Genomic DNA, 2032 nt, shown 5'->3' on the forward strand with positions numbered 1-2032 from the left:
TATGAGCCAACCATATTCGTTAAAAGATAAGCTCGTGCTGGGCTCACTCATTGCTCTTGGAGCTACTGGAGGTATTAGTTTTCTAATCGTTCCAGATCACAGTGAAAAGTTAAACAACTTATTAAAGTTGTCACCAACTACTCCATATGCAGTCGAGTCAACTACCTTTGGGGTAGTTGAACTAAGGCAAAAAAATGGGGTGTTAGGTGAGTTTCAACATTGTTTGAAAAGTTACAAACCTATTGAATGGATAGCTGCAAATGAAGGTGAACGCGATGAGGTATCTTTAATTGTGAATGATCAATATAGGATAGGGTTACAAACAGCCGGAAGAGAAACATTTACTTTTTTTGTAGCGAAATACAGTGATGTAAATAGTTGGAGAACACATTTATTTGCCGTTAATTGTAACTTAAACCAGTTAAATACTTGGTCAGAACAGACCGAACTTAGTGAAATAAAAGCGTTAAATGATAGTTCATTCTACAAAGAACTATATATCAGCAATGAGAACTTGAAGCTTCCAGTAACAAAAGGAAGGCTAGGTCGCTTCTATTCTTGTATGAAAAGCTATGAACCGCTTGGATATAAAGAAGTAGTTGCTGAAGAGGGGTTAATTAAACTGAACTTGGATGGAGGATCAGAACTAAAAGGAGGTCATATTTTAAATCTAGGTATTAAAGATAACAAAGCGGTTAGTGTACTGATTGAGAAGTATGGTTACAGGGATAGAACTGAGTCAGTGAGCAAAAGCTATAAAATAGATTGTGATCTGAACTTGCTTGATAGTTAACTCAGCGAATTAACACTCAAATTAATTAATAATTAAAAAGGACAGTCACTAAATTAATTAAAAAGGACAGTCACTCAAATTTGAATCTCTGAGTGGCTAGCCTACACTTTTAGCTTCTTAAAATCGAATTAAATTCTAAGTTCAAGCATCTAATTAAAAAGGACAGTCACTCAAATTTGAATCTTTGAGTGGCTAGCCTACACTTTTAGCTTCTCTGATAAAAATTAAAAAGGACAGTCACTCAAATTTGAATCTTTGAGTGGCTAGCCTACACTTTTAACTTCTCAAAATTGAATCAAATTCTAAGTTCAAGGAGTGAACGATGGGATTGGCAAGGAAGCGGCAAATTAGTTTGTCAGATACGCCTTATTATCACTGTGTGTCACGCTGTGTTCGCCGTGCGTTTTTGTGCGGTGAAGATAAATTCACGGGTAAATCATACGAGCATCGTCGAGGTTGGGTAGAGCAGCGCTTGCTATTTTTAGCACAGATATTTTGTATTGATGTGTGTGCTTTTGCGGTGATGAGTAATCATACCCATGTGGTGCTTTATATAGATGATAAAAAAGCCCAAAGACTGAGTGATAAAGCAATACTACTTCGTTGGCACAAGTTGTTTAAAGGCTCAAAGATTGCTCTGATGTACTTACAAGGGGTGTGCTTAGATAAAGGTCAGCGCTTCTTTTTAAACCAAGAAATAAAAGAGTATCGGACTAGGTTATCAAGTATCAGCTGGTTTATGCGTGTTCTGAATGAGCATATTGCTCGCAGAGCCAATAAAGAAGATAAATGCACGGGTCATTTTTGGGAAGGGAGGTTTAAAAGCCAAGCGCTGTTAGATGAGGCGGCATTAATGGCCTGCATGGCTTATGTAGATTTAAACCCTATCAGGGCGAAGATGGCAAAAACGCCTGAAGAGTCGGCCCATACCAGTATCAAACTACGTTGTGAACATGTACAAGCGGGCAAACAACCCAAGGTACTTGCACGCTTTGCAGGGTGCCCCAGAAAACACATGCCAAAAGGTTTACCATTTGAGCTTAAATCTTACTTAGAACTTGTTGAGCTCACGGGCAAATGTATTCGCACCGACAAGCGTGGCTACATAGAGCAACACGAAGCCCCCATTCTAAAACGATTAAACATTCAAGCGCAAAACTGGGTAAAACTCACCACACAGTTTGAAAAGGTGTTTTATGGAGCAGTAGGTAAAGCGCATAACCTTGATGTGTACTGCGC

2 protein-coding genes are annotated in these 2032 nt (G+C 38.7%); both read left to right on the plus strand.

From position 1 onward, the window contains the following. Position 1 precedes the first annotated feature (1 nt). On the plus strand, positions 2-793 hold the full coding sequence (locus BIW53_RS18610; protein WP_070993531.1) for a hypothetical protein: 792 nt from the start codon (positions 2-4) through the stop codon (positions 791-793). 322 nt (positions 794-1115) lie between these two features. Continuing rightward, a partial coding sequence (locus BIW53_RS18615) for a transposase (RefSeq protein WP_070993532.1) occupies positions 1116-2032 on the plus strand: 917 nt, incomplete at its 3' end.

The sequence above is a fragment of the Pseudoalteromonas byunsanensis genome (assembly GCF_001854475.1).
Lineage (GTDB): Bacteria > Pseudomonadota > Gammaproteobacteria > Enterobacterales > Alteromonadaceae > Pseudoalteromonas > Pseudoalteromonas byunsanensis.

Coding starts and splice junctions, on each gene's coding strand:
- BIW53_RS18610 (WP_070993531.1), top strand. CDS start 2: ATGAGCCAACCATATTCGTTAAAAGATAAGCTCGTGCTGGGCTCACTC.